Origin of the sequence: Cupriavidus sp. KB_39 (assembly GCF_052114485.1) — a bacterium.
In the GTDB taxonomy this organism is placed as follows: Bacteria; Pseudomonadota; Gammaproteobacteria; order Burkholderiales; family Burkholderiaceae; genus Cupriavidus.
The window spans coordinates 32,169-48,067 of the sequence record NZ_JBFREV010000029.1; the positions used below are offsets into that span (position 1 = coordinate 32,169).

Below are 15,899 nucleotides of genomic sequence, written 5' to 3' on the forward strand. Positions count from 1 at the left end.
ATCGCCCTCGGAGAGAGGAGAAAACCCTCGGTGGTCTCCCCTATCGCCCTCGGAGAGGGGAGAAAACCCTCGGTGGTCTCCCCTCTCCCCCTCGGAGAGGGGAGAAAACCCTCGGTGGTCTCCCCTATCGCCCTCGGAGAGGGGAGAAAACCCTCGGTGGTCTCCCCTCTCCCCCTGGGAGAGGGGCCGGGGGAGAGGGGCGGCGCATCAAGCCACCCACCACGCTCACCCCGCCCCATCCCCCGCCAGCGCCCGGCACAGTGTCTCGATCGACAGCGGCTTGACGAGGTGCTCATCGAAGCCGGCCGCCAGCGTGCGCTTGCGGTCGTCCGACGTGCCGTGCCCGGTCAGGGCGAAGATGCGCGGGCSGGTGCCATCGGCATTGGCGGTGTTGGCCGGATCGGGCCGCAGCACCGCCAGCACCTCGAAGCCGTTCATGTCCGGCATCTCCAGGTCGAGCAGCACCACGTCCGGGGCGAAGCCGCGCACCAGTTCCAGCGCCTGCATGCCGCTGTAGGCCGGCCGGGCGTCGTGGCCGAGCACGGTCAGCAGTTCGGCCATGCTGTCGGCGGAGTCSGCGCTGTCATCCACGATCAGGATGCGCAGCCCGGTGCAATCGGTGGCGGTTGCGCGCGGCACGGTGGCGCCGTCCATTTCCACCTCCGGCAGGATCACGGTGAAGGTGCTGCCGCGCCCCGGCCCGCCGCTGCTGGCCTGGATGGCGCCGCCATGCGCTTCCACCACGGCGCGCGCCAGCGCCAGSCCGATGCCGAGCCCGCCGCCGCGCTCGCCATCATCGCCCTCCTGCGCGAACAGGTTGAAGATGCGGTCSAGCGCCTCCGGCGCGATGCCCTTGCCCGAGTCGCCAATCGCCGTGATCACGTTGCCACCTTCGGTGGTCATGTGGATCGAGACGGCGCCGCCACGCGGCGTGTACTTGGTGGCGTTGCTCAGCAGGTTCGAGAGCACCTGCCCCAGCCGCCCGGCGTCGGCATTGACGAAGACCGGGCCGGCGGGCAGCGTGAGCGAGAGGCTCTGCCCCGCCGCGTCCAGCGCGGGCCGGATGGCCTCCACSGCMGACGTGACGATGTCGTTGACCATCGTCGGCACCGGCTGCACCTTGAGCTTGCCCGTGGTGACGCGGCCCACRTCCATCAAATCGGCGACCAGCCGCGTCAGCAGTTGCAGCTGGCGGCCGATGATTTCGGCGCAGTGGCGGATGCGCGTGTCCGTCGAGGGCGTCAGGCGGATCACGTCCACGGCGTTGCGGATGGGCGCCAGCGGATTGCGCAGCTCGTGGGCCAGGATGGCGAGGAAGGCCTGCACGCGCCGGCCGGCGCCCTCCAGTTCCTCGAGCCGGGCCATGTCAGACATATCGCGCGCGGTCCACAGGATGCCGACCGGGCAGCCGCCGGCGTCGCGCAGCAGCGCCTGCCGRATATGGCAGCGCACCAGCATGCCGTCCTGCCGCTGCAGGCGCGCCTCGCCGGTCCACTGGCCGTTGGTGCGCACCTCGCCCAGCGTGGCGAGGTCATGGCCGCTGGCCACGTCCTGGCGGGAATACAGCAGCGAGACCGGCCGGCCCACCGCCGCCTCCGGGCTGTAGCCGAACAGCGCCGTCGCGCCRGCATTCCAGACGCGGATCTCGCCATCGAACCCGAGTTCGCAGACTGCCTGCTCGTGCAGCGTGTCGAGCAGTTGCTGGTGGCGCGCCTCCACCTCCCGGGCGCGTTCCTCGGCGGCGTAGCGGATGGTGATGTCGCGATAGACCACCGCGAAGCCGTCCGGGGCGCCATCGGCGTCATTGATGGCCTGGATCACCACGGCGGCGTAGAACGCGGTGCCGTCGCGGCGCACGCGCCAGCCGCGTTCCTCGGCCCGGCCCAGCGTACGGGCGGTGTCCAGCAGGCGCGCGGGCTCGCCGGACTGGATCGATTCGGGGGTGTGGAAGCGGGCGAGCTGGCAGCCGGTCACCTCGTCGGCGGTGTAGAGCAAGGCACGTTCGGCGGCCTCGGACCACGTGCGCACGCAGCCCTCGGGCGTGAGGTCGAAGATGGCGACGTCATCCAGCGCGGCGAGCCAGGCACTCGCGCGCGGAGCAAGGGGCGCCGTGTCATGCATGGCGCCTGCGGCGGCACGGGCCCCCTCACCCATGGATGCGAGGCCCGGCATCTGCCGATCCGGCATAGGAACTCCCTCTCTTATGGCGCAGTCGCGGCTATTCTTGGAAGCCAACCTGGAGGGACCGGGGGATGGCGGTTATCCCGGCCCGTAGGTGGGAGCACGATTTGGGAGCACGACTCCCGCCGGCGTGAGCACCGGCGCTTTCATCATAGACGGTGCTCACGCCCGCGCCATGGACGAGGTGAGGGCGCCGCCGGGGGTGAACCAGACGGCGCCGCCGGGGGTCTGTCGATAATGAACCGTTTCAGTAATTCTCGACGGGCGGCTCGTCCGATTCGCTGTTGTGCCGCTTCACGGAAGGCGGCACCGGATGCTTGTCGGGCAGGTTGCGCGCGGGCTGGTCTCCCTTCTCCTTGTTGTGGTCGGGACACTGGTCGGGCCGGCGGTCGGGCCGGCGCGCGGGATCATGCGGAATATGGTTCGACATGCTGGGGGCCTCGTCGTCGCAGGGAATGGGTGGAACACCCATGGGTAGGACACCCACAGGTAGACACCCCCGACAAGGCAGCAGTTTCCATACCAGCCAGCTTTTTCAGCCTTTCAGGAGCCAAGTGATGAACGAAGCATCCCGGCTGCGGCCAGCCCCTTCCGGCCCTTCTGGTCCCGCTGGTCCCGCTGGTCCCTCTGGTCCCTCTCCCGCGGCCGAACACTCGGACGACACCCGGACGTCGATGTCCAGCGCCACCATCCGGCGGGCCTTTCTCGATCACGTGTTCTACACCCAGGGCATGGTGCCCAGCCACGCCAGCGGCAACGACCTCTACCAGGCGCTCGCCCACACCGTGCGCGACCGCCTGGTGCAGCGCTGGATCAGCACCGCCGAGGCCTACCAGAGCCAGCCGTCGCGCACGGTGGCCTACCTGTCCGCCGAATTCCTGATGGGGCCGCACCTCGGCAACAACCTCGTCAACCTCGGCATCGCGGACGAAGTGCGCGCCGCCATGGCCGCGCTCAACCTGGACCTCGACCATATCCTCGCGCAGGAGGAGGAGCCCGGCCTCGGCAACGGCGGCCTGGGGCGACTGGCRGCCTGCTTCATGGATTCGCTCGCCACGCTGGAGATTCCGGCGCTGGGCTACGGCATCCGCTACGAGTACGGCATCTTCCACCAGAGCATCATCGACGGCATGCAGGTGGAGAGCACCGACACGTGGCTGCGCAACGGCAATCCGTGGGAGATCCAGCGCTCCGAATGGGCGGTGGAGGTGCGGCTGGGCGGCCATACCGAGCACTACACCGACGACCGGGGCCGCTACCGCGTGCGCTGGGTGCCGGCCAAGATGGTGGTGGGGGTGCCGTTCGACTCGCCGATCCTCGGCTACCGCGTCAACACGGTCAACACGCTGCGGCTGTGGCGCGCGGAAGCCACCGAGGCGTTCGACTTCCACACCTTCAACCGGGGCGATTATCTCGGCGCGGTGAACAAGAAAGTGACGTCGGAGAACCTCACCAAGGTGCTCTACCCCAACGACGAGACCCAGCAGGGCAAGGAGTTGCGGCTGGAGCAGCAGTACTTCTTCGTGTCCTGCTCGCTGCAGGACATGCTGCGCCTGCTGGCCACGCAGGGCCTGCCGGTCACGCGCTTCCCCGAGAAGTTCACGGTGCAGCTCAACGACACCCACCCGGCGGTGGGCATTGCCGAGCTGATGCGGCTGCTGATCGACGACCATGACCTGGCCTGGGACGAAGCCTGGCACATCACCCGCCGCGCCTTCGCCTACACCAACCACACCCTGCTGCCGGAGGCGCTGGAGCAATGGCCGCTGCCGCTGTTCCAGCGCATCCTGCCGCGCCACCTGGAAATCATCTACGAGATCAACGCGCGCTTCCTGGACGAGGTACGCATCCGCTTCTATGGCGATGAATCGCGGCTGGCGCGGCTCTCGCTGATCAGCGAGCACGGCGAGCGGCACGTGCGCATGGCCCATCTGGCGTGCGTTGGCAGTCACACCATCAACGGGGTGGCGGAGCTGCACTCCCGGCTGATGCGCGAGGACGTGCTCAAGGATCTCTACGAGATGTGGCCGGAGAAGTTCACCAGCATCACCAACGGCSTCACGCCGCGCCGCTGGCTGGCGCTGGCCAATCCCCGGCTGACGCGGCTGGTCAGCGAAGCCATCGGCGACGGCTGGATCAAGGACCTCGACCAGATCCAGGCGCTGGAGCCGTACGCCGACGACCCCGCCTTCCGGGAACGCTGGCAGGCCGTGCGGCGCGAGAACAAGCAGGACCTGGCTCGCCTCGTGCGCGACACCACCGGCGTGGTGGTGGACCCGGACTCGATGTTCGACGTGATGGTCAAGCGCATCCACGAGTACAAGCGCCAGCACCTGGCCGTGCTCCATATCATCGCGCTCTACCACCGCATCAAGTCCGATCCGCACGCGGACGTGCAGCCGCGCACCTTCCTGTTCGCCGGCAAGGCCGCGCCCGGCTACCACTACGCCAAGCTGATGATCCGCTTCGTCACCTCGGTGGCGGGCGTGGTCAACCGCGACCCGCAGGTGCGAGACCGCCTCAAGGTGGTATTCCTGCCCAACTTCAACGTCACCCACGGCCAGAAGATCTACCCCGCCGCCGACCTCTCCGAGCAGATCTCGCTGGCCGGCAAGGAGGCCTCCGGCACCGGCAACATGAAGTTCGCGATGAACGGCGCCATCACCATCGGCACCATGGATGGCGCCAATATCGAGCTGCGCGACGCCATCGGCGCCGACAACTTCTTCCCGTTCGGCCTCAACGCGTCCGAGGTCTACGCGCTCAAGGCCGCCGGCTACCACCCCTCCACCTACTACGACAGCAGCCCCGAGCTGCGCGCGGTGGTGGACCTGATCCAGCACGGCTTCTTCTCGAAGGGCGACGCCGCCGTGTTCCGCCCGCTGTTCGACGGCCTGCTCCAGCACGACCCCTACCTGCTGATGGCCGACTTCGCCTCCTACCTGCACTGCCAGCAGCAGGTCTCGGCCGCCTACGTCGACAACGAGCGCTGGCAACGCATGTCCGTGCTCTCCAGCGCGCGCTCGGGGCGGTTCTCGTCCGACCGGGCGATCGAGCAGTACTGCCAGCGCGTCTGGCGCGCACGGGCGGTGCCGGTGTGCCTGCTGCACCGGTCCAGCGGGCAGGTGCAAGGCGCCCGTCTTGCGGAGGCCGAAGGCATCGACACCTTCAGCGAGCGCTGCGGGGGCAGTGGATCGTAAATGTTGTCGATGGCTCTTCGACGGCAGCAGGCGCGGTAGTTTCTACAACCGGGCGGGCACCTTATACACAACCCCGCCCTGCCGGGCCGCCGCCGTCCCCACCAGCCACGACGCGGCGCGCCCGTCACGCAGTGCAGCATGCTGGCACGGAGTTCGCATTGCTGAAGCCGCGCGATTTTCTGCGCCCCTTCGCACCCCGGGTTGTTCGCTCGCCATCCGCCGCCTTCCGGCCCCAGCGGATCGGCGCCCCCGTGCGCGGTGGCGCAATGCGCAGGCAAGCCAAGAAGAACGAACCCGGCGCGATGGCGGCAGGCAAGCCGCCCGCGCGTTCGTTTCCAACCGACCTGGAAGCGGAGTCTCATCTTGAACGCGAACATCCTGTTTGTGGCGGCAGAGGCGCACCCCCTGGCAAAGACCGGCGGGCTGGCGGATGTGGTGGGCGGACTGGCGCAGGCGCTGCATCAGCGCGGCGCCGATGTCACGATCCTGATGCCCGGTTATCCCCGGGCCATGGCGGCGGCGAAGCAGTTGCGCAGCCTCGGCGCGATCCGGCTGCCGATGGCGCTGCCGCCCGGCCACAGCCCGGCGCGGCTGCTGGAAGGCCAGACGCCCGATAGCGGCGTGCGCGTGGTGCTGCTGGACTGCCCCTCGCTCTATGACCGGCCCGGCTCGCTCTATGTAGACGCCACCGGGCGCGACTTCTGCGACAACGCCCAGCGCTTCGCCGCACTGGCCCACGCCGCCACGCTCATCGCCGCCGGCGAGACCCCGCTGCCGGCGCCGCAACTGGTCCACGCGCACGACTGGCATGCGGCGCTCACGCCACTGCTGATGCGCGCGCGCGGCCTGCCGGTGCCCACCGTGGCCACCATCCACAACCTCGCCTTCCAGGGCGTGTTTCCGATGGAGCGCGCCGCCGCGCTGGGCCTGCCGCCGGCCTGCCTGACGCCGGATGGCATCGAGTTCTGGGGCAAGGTCAATTTCCTGAAGGCCGGTATCCGCTACGCGGACCGCGTGACCACGGTGAGCCACACCTATGCGCGCGAGATCCTCACCGAACCCTTCGGCCATGGGCTGGACGGCCTGCTGCGCCACCGCGCCGAGGTGCTCGGCGCCATTCCCAATGGCGTGGACACGGACGCGTGGTCGCCCCGCGCCGACCGCCTGCTGCCGCAGCGCTACGACGCCCGCGACCTCGCCGGCAAGCGCGCCTGCAAGGCCGCGCTGCAGGCGCGCCACGGCCTGGCGCAGGCGCCGGACCGGCCCCTGATCGCCATGGGCAGCCGGCTCACCCACCAGAAAATGGCCGATGTGGCCGTGCTGGCGATGGAGGCGGCGCTGCGCCGCCATGACCATGTGCAGTTCGCGGTGCTCGGCTGCGGCGATCCGGCGCTGGAGGCGGCCTACCGCGCGCTCGGCGCCCGCCACCCGGACCGCGTGGGCATCTCCATCGGCTATCGCGAGGAAGACGCCCACCTGCTCCACGCCGGCGCGGACGCCCTGCTGCACGGCAGCCGCTTCGAGCCATTCGGCCTGACCCCGGTCTACGCCATGCGCTACGGCACAGTGCCCATCGTCTCCCGCGTGGGCGGCATGGCTGACACCGTGCGCGATGTGGGCGAGGATGCCTTGCCTGCTCCCCGCGCCACCGGCATCGTCTTCGATGGCGATTCGGTCGAAACGATGGGCGCCGCCATCACGCGCGCACTAGACTGGTTCCACCGCCCCCGCCACTGGCGCGCGATGCAGCGTGCCGGCATGCAGACGGAGTTCGGCTGGGAAGGTCCGGCGCAACAGTATCTGGCGATGTACCGCGCGCTGGCGCCGGCCCTCGCCCATGTTCCCGCCGCAGTACCCGCCCCGCTGCCGGATGCCGTGGCGGCCCCCGCCGCGCGTCCGTCGCGCGCCCCTCGTCCCGCCCTGCCCACGCCCGCCGTGGAACCGGTCACACCGGGCCTGCCGGCCTGAAGGTAGCGCACCATGATGTATGCCATGCCCGCGCCCGGTACCGGCGCCAGGCCCGTGCCCCCGGTTCCGCAATGGCAGACGCTCGGCGCGGACACGCGCCTGCTGCCATGTGACGATGAAAGCGCCGAATCCTACCGCTTCGGCCCGGTGCGGCTGGCCGATGGCCGCGTGCGCTTCCGCCTCTGGGCGCCGGACGCCGCCGCGGAGGACCAGCCCGTGCGGCTCGAAGTGGCCGGCATGGCGCCGGTGATGATGGCGCCCACCGAGCACGGCTGGTTCGAAGCCGTGACCGCCTGCTGCGACGGCGCGCGCTACTGGTTCCGGCTCGACGACGGCACCATCGTGCCGGACCCCGCCTCCCGGCTTCAGGCCGAGGACGTGCACGGCGCCAGCGTGCTGTGCCAGCCGGCCGAGCCGTTCGCGTGGCATCACACCGAATGGCGCGGGCGCCCCTGGCACGAGGCCGTGATCTATGAAATGCACGTGGGGCTGGCCGGCGGCTACGCCGGCGCCACCGCGCAACTGCACCGGCTGGCCGCGCTGGGCTTCACCGCCATCGAACTGATGCCGCTGGCCGAGTTTCCCGGCGCGCGCAACTGGGGCTATGACGGCGTGCTGCCGTTCGCGCCCGAGCGCAGCTATGGCACGCCGGACGACCTGCGCACGCTGGTCGACACCGCGCACGGGCTGGGCATGATGGTGCTGCTCGATGTGGTCTACAACCACTTCGGCCCCGAGGGCAACTATCTGCACCGCTACGCCAGCGGCTTTTTCCGCGACGACCGCCAGACCCCGTGGGGGCCGGCCATCGATTTCCGGCGCCCCGAGGTGCGGCGGTTCTTTGGCGAGAGCGCGCGCTACTGGCTGGAATCGTTCCGCTTCGACGGACTGCGGCTGGACGCCGTGCACGCCATCGAGGACGAAGGCTGGCTGCCGCAACTGGCGCACGACCTGCGCCATTGCCTGCCGGGCCGCCATCTGCATCTGGTGCTGGAGAACGACCACAACGACGCCGCACTGCTGGCCGCCGGCTACGACGCCCAGTGGAACGACGACGCCCACCACGCGCTGCACGTGCTGCTGACCGGCGAGCATGACGGCTACTACAGGGAGTACCACGCCGGCCTGCCCGAGACCGTGGCTGCCGACGCAAGTACGGCGCCCATCCACCACCTCGCCCGGGTGCTGGCCGAAGGCTTCGCGTGGCAGGGCGAGGTATCGCCCCATCGCTCCGGCGACGAGAACGGCCCGCTGCAGGGCCGCGAGGTGCGGCGCGGCCAGCCCAGCGCGCAACTGCCGCCGACGGCCTTCGTCACCTTCCTYCAGAACCACGACCAGACCGGCAACCGCGCCTTCGGCGAGCGGCTGGCCAGCCTGGCGGAGCCGGACGCGCTGCGCGCCGCCGTGGCGCTGCAACTGCTCTGCCCACAGATCCCGCTCGTCTTCATGGGCGAGGAGCACGGCGCGCGCACGCCGTTCCTGTACTTCACCGATCACCCGCCCGAACTGGCGCAGGCCGTGCGCGATGGCCGCCGGCGCGAGTTCGCGGCGTCCGAAGCCTTCCGCGACGACACCCGCTCGGCGCAGATCGCCGATCCCAACGCGCCGGAGACCTTCGAGGCGTCCCGCCCGATCTGTGACGACACCGACGGCTATTGCCGCGCGTGGCACCACTACTACGGCGAGTTGCTGTCGATCCGCCGCAACGAGCTGATGCCGCGCCTGCGCAACGCCCGCGCCGAGGGCGTGACCGTGCTGGGCGACAAGGCCCTCGTGGCGCGCTGGCGGCTGGGCGACGGCAGCTGGCTGTCGATCTGGCTCAATCTGGGCGAGGAACCCGTGGTGGTCGACTGTGACGGCGGCGCGATGATCCACGCCAGCCAGCCCGGCGCCATCGCCACGCTGGCCGCCGGCACGCTCCCCGAACACTGCTGYGTGACCTGCCTGCAACATCCATGAGCGAYCTCGACCACGCCGGGGTGCCGCGCGCCACCGCGCGCCTCCAGCTGCACGCCGGGTTCACCTTTGCCGATGCCGAGGCGCTGGTGCCCTATTACGCCGGGCTGGGCGTCAGCCACCTGTACCTGTCGCCGGTCACCACCGCGCGCCCCGGCTCCACGCACGGCTACGACGTCACCGACTTCACGCAGGTCAACCCGGAACTGGGCGGCGAAGATGGCCTGCTGGCGCTGGCCACGCGCGCCCGCGCGGCGGGGCTGGGCCTGGTGGTGGACATCGTGCCCAACCACATGGCGGCCGATGCCACGCACAACGGCTGGTGGCGCGACGTGCTCGCACACGGCCAGCGCAGCGCCCATGCGCAGGTCTTCGACATCGACTGGCAGCCCGCCGACCCCGCGCTGCAGGGCAAGGTGCTGCTGCCGATCCTCGGCGATCCGTACTGGGACACGCTGACCTCCGGCGCGCTCAAGCTGGAGCGCCCGCCCGGCGGCCCGGCCACGCTGCGCTATGGCGACCACAGCCTGCCGCTGGCCGAGCCCATGCTCGACATGGCCGCGCCGGGCACCCCGGAAGCCCTGCACGCGCTGCTGGAGCGCCAGCACTACCGGCTGGCGTGGTGGCGCACTGGCGCCGCCGAACTGACCTGGCGGCGCTTTTTCGAGATCACCGAGCTGGTTGGCGTGAGGGAGGAAAACGCGGACGTGTTCGAGGCCGTCCACGCGCTGGCCTTCCGCCTCTATGCCGAAGGCTGGGTGGACGGGCTGCGCGTCGATCATGTCGATGGGCTGGCCGACCCCGCTGGCTACTGCCGGCAGCTTCGCGCCCGGCTGGACATGCTGCGCCCCGGCCGCCCCGCCGAGGGGGCCCGCGCGCACCCGTGGATCGTGGTGGAGAAGATCCTGGGCGAGGACGAACCGCTGCCGGCCGACTGGGGCGTGGACGGCACCACCGGCTACGACTTCATGGACGAGGTGTCCGCCGTACTCCACGACGCCAGCGGCGAAGGCGCGCTGAACATGCTCTGGATGCGCATCAGCGGCGACAGCCGGCCCTACCCCGACTATGTGAAGTCGGCCCGCCACCGCGTGATCGCCCGGCATCTCGTGGCCGAGATCGACGCGGTCTGCACCCGCCTGCACGCGCTGGCGCGGTCGGTGCCGGCCACGCGCGACCTCACCGCCCACGCGCTGCGCCACGCGCTGACCGCTTTCCTCGCGGCGGTGCCGGTTTATCGGAGCTACTACACCGGCGTGGCCGGCGAGCCAGCCTTCGACGACGCGATGGTCGCCAGCGCCGCCGGGCAGGCGCGCACCCACCTCGCCCCGGACAAGGCGGCGGCGCTCGACTTCCTCCTGGGCTGCCTGCAAAGCGATGCCGCAGCCGACACTCCGGCCGGCGCCATCCGCACCCGGCTGCAACAGGTCATGCCAGCGCTGGCGGCCAAATCCACGGAGGACACCGCCTTCTATCGCTACGGCCGGCTGCTGTCCCGTAACGAAGTCGGCAGTTTTCCCGGCACGCTGGCGCTGGCGCCGGAACGGTTCCACGCGCGCATGGCGCACCGGCAGGCGCACTGGCCGCACGCCATGCTGGCCGTGGCCACGCACGACCACAAGCGCGGCGAGGATGCCCGCATGCGGCTGGCGGTACTGAGCGAGGTCGCCCAGCCATGGGCCGAGGCCGTGGCCGGCTGGGAAGCGCAGATCGGGCCGCTGCTGGTGGCCTCCCCCAAGGGGCCGGATGGCACCGATCGGGCAATGCTTTACCAGACGCTGCTGGGCGCCTGGCCGGCGGAGGCCGGCGCGCTGGCGAGCGAGGACGCCCAGCGCGATTTCATCGAGCGGATTCTGGCGTGGCAGCGCAAGGCCATCCGCGAAGCCAAGCGCCACGGGAGCTGGACCCATCCCGACGAGGCCTACGAGGCAGCCTGCGAAGCGTTCCTCGCCGCGTTGGGGTCCGGTGGCGAAGACAGCGTGCTGGAGCAGATCGGCCGCTTCGCGGACCGGATCGGCCCGGCCGCCGCGCTCAACAGCCTCGCCCAGACCCTGCTCGCGCTGACGGCGCCCGGCGTGCCGGACCGCTATCAGGGCAACGAGGGCTGGGACTTCAGCCTCGTCGATCCGGACAACCGGCGCCCGCCGGACTACGCGCAGCTTCAGGCGCGGTTGGACTGCCGGGCTGGCTGGGCCCAGTGGCTGGCGCGCTGGCGCGACGGCCGCATCAAGCAGCAGGTGATCCGATCGGTGCTGGCGTACCGGGCCGAACAGCCGGCGCTGTTCAGCCGGGGCGAATACACGGCGCGGGCGGCGATSGGCAAGCTGGCGCCGCAGSTGCTGGCGTTCTCGCGCCGCTGCGGGCCGGTGGAAGCGATGGTCATCGTGACGCGGCTGGCCGCCGCCCATGTGGACCCGGCGCTACCCCGCATTCCGCCCCATTGCTGGGGCGACACCGCGCTGCATGCCGAGGGGGATTGGGTCGATGTGCTGACCGGCCACGCGGTGCCGTCCCACGCGGGCTATGTGCGCGTGAAGGACGCGCTGGCCAGCCTGCCGGTGGCGCTGCTGGTGCGGGCTTGAATCGACAACCGGCCCGCACCCTCTCACCCTAGCGCCGCCTCAGTTGCACCAGCCCCGCCATCGTCGCCGCCGCGCCCACCATCAGCGCCGTCGTCAGCAGCGGATGCCGGGCCGACGTCGTGTACGGGCAGGACTGGATCGCCTTGCGGTTGCCAGTGCGCTCCCGCAGGCAGTTGCCAGCCTCGTAGAGCGTGTTGTCCTCGCGCGGGCCGGCCGGGTCGCGCGTCTGCTGGGCGCGGCCCATGAAGCGACTCATAAAGCGGTCGAACGCGTGCGGCGCGTGGTAGGCGGCGGCCGAGAACGCCTTGGCGGAGGCGCCCACGAACATGTCCCGGCGCGGGTGCGCGGCGGCGAACAGGATCGCGTCGGCGGCCATCGCGGGGTCATAGAGCGGCGCCGCCAGTTTCGGCTCCACATGCAGGAAGTTCTTGGCGTGGCTGACCATGGGCGTCTCCAGCCCGGCCGGTTTGATCAGCGTTACCGAGATCGGTGCCTTCTCCTGCTCCAGTTCCAGCCGCAGGGTGTCCGTGAAGCCCTTGATGGCGTGCTGGGACGCCGCGTAGGCGCCCTGCAGCGGCATGGCGCAGTCGGAGGCCTCGCTACCCATGTTGATGATCGCCCCGCCATGCTGGCGCAGGTGCGTGGCGGCGGCCAGCGAGCCGTGCACCACGCCCCAGTAGTTGGTGTCGAACAGGCGGCGCTGGTCTTCCAGCGGCACGTCGTCATGGCGGCCGAAGATCGTCACGCCGGCATTGTTGACCCAGGTGTCGAAGCCGCCGAAGCGCTCGATGGCCGCCTCGGCSAGCCTGGCCACGTCGTCCTGGTTGCCCACGTCGGTCCTGACGGTGATGACCTCGGTCCCGGTTTCGCGCAACTCCTCGGCCAGCTTGTGCAGCACGTCCTCGCTGCGCGCCGCCAGCACGAGCCGGGCGCCGGCGGCGGCCGCCTTGCGCGCCGTGATCAGGCCTACGCCGCTGGTGGCACCCGTCAGCACGATGACCTGCGAGCCAATTGGTTTCAGGGGTCTCATTTCCGTGTCGTCCTCTGCCAGGCCCGGTTCGGATGGGATGCGGCGCGCGGGCATCCGGGCTGCTGCGGGCGCACTGTTGACGCTGACGACACTGTGGCGTGTCTCCCCTGTCGAGTCCGCAAGTCCCGTTCCCGGCTGGCGGCGGCGACACGCCGATGTGCGGCGCAGCATSGGCTGTCAGGAATTACAACAACGGGTAAGGGGCGGCGTGTAGGACGGCTCCCGCTTTCGCAAGCGGCGTGTGCTGCATAAGCTGAAAGCCGCAGCCCCGCCGCCTCCGAAGGACAGATCATGGCTCAACCTAACCGTGCCACCCGTGCCGCCGACCCCGCTCCGGACGCCGCCGAACCGCTCGGCAAGTACCGGGGCAAGCGCGACTTCGCGGCCACGCCGGAGCCCAGCGGGGGCAAGGCAGCCAAGGGAACCAAGACCGCCCGCAAGCGCGCGGCGCCGGCGCTGTCCTTCGTGATCCAGAAACACGCCGCGCGGCGGCTCCATTACGACTTCCGGCTCGAACTGGACGGCACGCTGAAGAGCTGGGCCGTGCCCAAGGGGCCGAGCTACGACCCGGCCGACAAGCGCATGGCCGTGCACGTGGAGGACCACCCCCTCGACTACGCCAACTTCGAAGGCGTGATTCCGGCCGGGCACTACGGCGCCGGCACGGTCATCGTGTGGGACCGGGGCACCTGGGTGCCCGATGGCGACCCGGCGGCCGGCTATCGGGACGGCAAGCTCAAGTTCGAACTGCGCGGGGAGAAGCTGCAGGGCCACTGGACCCTCGTGCGCATGGGCGGCAAGCGCCAGCGCGACGACCAACGCGACAACGGCTGGCTGCTGATCAAGGAGCGCGACGAGTACGCGCAGGCCGCGTCGGCCTTCAATGTGGTGGACGCCATGCCGGACAGCGTGCTGGCCGGCACGGCCAAGGCGGCGAAGAAGGCTGCAAAGAAGGCACCGGCCAAATCGGCCAAGTCAGCAGCCACCAAGAAGGCCAAGGCCCGCGACCTCCCCGCCCTGCCCGAGGGCGCCAAGAAAGCCAAGCTGCCACTGGCGCTGGCACCCCAGCTCGCCACGCTGGTGGAGAAGGCACCGGCCGACAGCAGCCAGTGGCAGTACGAGATCAAGTTCGATGGCTACCGCGTGCTGGCCCGGGTCGATGGCGACGACGTGCGCCTGTTCACCCGCCAGGGCAACGACTGGACTTCCAAGCTGCGCGCCCTCGCGGCGGAGATCCGCACGCTGGGCCTGCCCGACGGCTGGCTGGACGGCGAGATCGTGGTGGTGGACGCGCAGGGCATCACCGACTTCCAGGCGCTGCAGAACGCGTTCGAGACCTTGCGCGCGGACGCCATCCAGTTCTACGCTTTCGACCTCCCCTACTACGCCGGCCACGACCTGCGCGCCGTGCCGCTGGACCAGCGCCGGCTGCTGCTGCGCCGGCTGTTCGAGGCCAACACCGCGCCCCGGCTCCATTTCAGCGAGAGCTTCGAGGCCAGCCCGGACGAGATGCTCGCCGCCGCCTGCCGCATGAAGCTGGAAGGCGTGATCGGCAAGCGCAACGACGCGCCCTACGTCAGCACGCGCGCCAACACGTGGATCAAGCTCAAATGCACGCTGCGGCAGGAGTTCGTGATCGGCGGCTTTACCGACCCGAAGGGCAGCCGCAGCGGGCTGGGCTCCCTGCTGCTGGGCGTGCACGACGCGCAGGGCAAGCTGCGCTACGCCGGCAACGTCGGCACGGGGTTCGACACGGCGATGCTCGGCACGCTGCGCAAGCAGCTCGACCCCCTGGTCACGGACGCCCCGCCGTTCGACGACCTGCCGCGCGGCATTCGCGGCCACTGGGTCAAGCCGAAGCTGGTGGCGGAGGTGTCCTTCGGCGCGTGGACCAAGGAGGGCCGCGTGCGGCATTCGGTGTTCCACGGCCTGCGCACGGACAAGCCGGCCGGCGCGGTGTCGGTGGAGAAGCCGGCGGCGGCGGCGAAGTCGGGCAAGTCGGGCACGTCGGCCAAGGCGGCCAAGTCGGCAGCAAAGAAAGCCCCGGCCAGGAAAGCCCCGGCCAARGAGACCATCGGCAAGATCGTCGTCAGCCATGCGGACCGGGTGATCGACACCTCCACCGGGCTGACCAAGGGCGACCTCGTGCGCTATTACGCCAGCGCCGCCGGGCTGATGCTGCCCTACCTCAAGGGTCGGCCGATTGCGCTGGTGCGCGCCCCGTCCGGCGTGGATGGCGAACAGTTCTTCCAGCGCCACGGCGACACCCTCAAGATCGACGGCGTGAAGCCGCTCGACCCCAAGCTTTGGCCCGGCCATCCGCCGCTGCTGGAGATCGCCACGGAGGCGGCCATCGTGGCGGTGGCGCAGCTCAACGTGGTGGAGTTCCACACCTGGAACGCGGTGGCGCGCAGCCTCGACAGGCCGAACCGGGTCATTTTCGACATCGACCCCGGCGAGGGGGTGAAGTGGCCGGCCATCCGGGAGGCCGCCACGCTGACCAAGGGGCTGCTGGACGAACTGGGGCTGCAAAGCTTCCTGAAGACCAGCGGCGGSAAGGGCCTGCACGTGGTGGTGCCGCTGGCGCCGCGTGCGAACTGGGGCTGGGACCCCGTGCGGGACTTCGCCCAGGCGGTGGTGCAGCACATGGCGAYCATGATTCCCGACCGCTTCGTGGCCAAGAGCGGGCCGCGCAACCGGGTTGGCAAGATTTTCATCGATTACCTGCGCAACGGTGTCGGGGCTACCACGGCCGCCGCGTTCTCGGCACGCGCGCGGCCCGGGCTGGGCGTGTCCGTGCCGGTGGCCTGGGAGGAACTGGCCGACCTGACCTCGGCGGCGCACTGGACCATCGCCAACGTGGGCCCGCGCCTGGAGGAAATGGCCCGGCACGACCCGTGGGCCGGGCACGACGCCGTACGCCAGACGCTGACCCAGGCCAGCAAGCGGCTGGCCGGCTCCTGAGCCCGGCAGGACCACCCC

Annotated in this window: 8 protein-coding genes; 5 read left to right on the forward strand and 3 right to left on the reverse strand. The window is 70.4% G+C overall.

Annotation, left to right across the window (positions count from 1 at the left end):
- Window positions 1–225: 225 nt before the first annotated feature.
- Window positions 226–2,172, reverse strand: coding sequence for a PAS domain-containing hybrid sensor histidine kinase/response regulator (locus AB4Z27_RS20360; RefSeq protein ID WP_441645104.1), 1,947 nt, complete (start codon window positions 2,170–2,172; stop codon window positions 226–228).
- A gap of 256 nt (window positions 2,173–2,428) precedes the next feature.
- On the reverse strand, window positions 2,429–2,611 hold the full coding sequence (locus tag AB4Z27_RS20365) for a hypothetical protein (RefSeq protein ID WP_092301406.1): 183 nt from the start codon (window positions 2,609–2,611) through the stop codon (window positions 2,429–2,431).
- 244 nt (window positions 2,612–2,855) lie between these two features.
- Here AB4Z27_RS20365 and AB4Z27_RS20370 point away from each other — a divergent pair, with 244 nt between their 5' ends.
- The 4 genes from AB4Z27_RS20370 (at window position 2,856) to treY (ending at window position 11,887) form a co-directional block, all read left to right on the forward strand.
- On the forward strand, window positions 2,856–5,381 hold the full coding sequence (locus AB4Z27_RS20370; RefSeq protein WP_441645105.1) for a glycogen/starch/alpha-glucan phosphorylase: 2,526 nt from the start codon (window positions 2,856–2,858) through the stop codon (window positions 5,379–5,381).
- Between the two features lie 363 nt (window positions 5,382–5,744).
- Window positions 5,745–7,349, forward strand: a complete 1,605-nt coding sequence (glgA, locus tag AB4Z27_RS20375) for a glycogen synthase GlgA (RefSeq protein ID WP_255370993.1) — start codon at window positions 5,745–5,747, stop codon at window positions 7,347–7,349.
- A 15-nt stretch (window positions 7,350–7,364) separates the two neighbouring features.
- The gene (gene treZ / locus AB4Z27_RS20380; protein ID WP_092301551.1) at window positions 7,365–9,308 is read left to right on the forward strand and encodes a malto-oligosyltrehalose trehalohydrolase; all 1,944 of its coding nucleotides are present in this window, start codon (window positions 7,365–7,367) and stop codon (window positions 9,306–9,308) included.
- The gene (gene treY, locus AB4Z27_RS20385; RefSeq protein WP_441645106.1) at window positions 9,305–11,887 is read left to right on the forward strand and encodes a malto-oligosyltrehalose synthase; all 2,583 of its coding nucleotides are present in this window, start codon (window positions 9,305–9,307) and stop codon (window positions 11,885–11,887) included. The genes treZ and treY overlap by 4 nt, the downstream gene beginning before the upstream one ends.
- 28 nt (window positions 11,888–11,915) lie before the next feature.
- Here the strand turns inward: treY and AB4Z27_RS20390 are convergent, their stop codons facing one another.
- Complete coding sequence (locus tag AB4Z27_RS20390; protein WP_092301554.1) at window positions 11,916–12,917, reverse strand: SDR family oxidoreductase; 1,002 nt, start codon at window positions 12,915–12,917, stop codon at window positions 11,916–11,918.
- 291 nt (window positions 12,918–13,208) lie between these two features.
- On the opposite strand from AB4Z27_RS20390, the gene ligD reads away from it, so the two are divergent.
- Window positions 13,209–15,881 carry a DNA ligase D gene (gene ligD, locus AB4Z27_RS20395; protein WP_441645107.1) on the forward strand — a complete coding sequence of 891 codons (2,673 nt, stop codon included), beginning with the start codon at window positions 13,209–13,211 and terminating at the stop codon, window positions 15,879–15,881.
- Window positions 15,882–15,899 lie beyond the last annotated feature (18 nt).